At 60.4% G+C, this 535-nt stretch carries 2 pseudogenes; both read right to left on the bottom strand.

Annotated features, from left to right (window positions below):
* A pseudogene (locus VSX56_RS20790) lies at positions 1–159 on the bottom strand (IS256 family transposase); the annotation flags it as partial.
* A 99-nt stretch (positions 160–258) separates the two neighbouring features.
* A pseudogene (locus VSX56_RS20795) lies at positions 259–535 on the bottom strand (hypothetical protein); the annotation flags it as partial.

Genomic DNA, 535 nt, shown 5'->3' on the forward strand with positions numbered 1-535 from the left:
CAGTCGTTCGGCACTCTTCTCGCCATAGTCCGCGCCGGTCTTGGCGCCAACCTCGAGCTCCATTAGTCGCTCGGCGGCAAAGCCAATCATCTCACGCAGTAAATCTGCATCGCCGCTCTGTTCGACAAGCGCGCGAAGGTCCATCATAGGTTTGGTCATCGGGTGTCATCCTTGGATCAGATTGAGTCTAGCAACCCGACCTTACTAAGAAACCCGATGGCCACCTGAGCTACACCACCCCGTGGGACACGATCCCGAGCGCGGGATCTTGCGTTGGGTTGAGCGGTGGTGCTCCAAGGCCCGGCAGGCACGGCGTTCGGAGATGCCGAGCGCCAAGCGGACATGGTCGATGCACCGTCGGCGACGTGAAGGGCTCAGAAGGGCTGCGCGTTCGGGGCTACAAACCCTCCACTGGAGGGTTTGCTACACGCCCCTCATCTTTGCCGCCTCCGTAAGGATCAGCTTGTCGAGTGTCAGATCCGACACGGCGCGCCTGAGCCGCGTATTCTCTTTCTCGAGTTCCTTCAGTCGCTTG

The sequence above is a fragment of the Thioclava kandeliae genome (genome assembly GCF_040297545.1).
GTDB classification, from domain to species: Bacteria; Pseudomonadota; Alphaproteobacteria; order Rhodobacterales; family Rhodobacteraceae; genus Thioclava; species Thioclava kandeliae.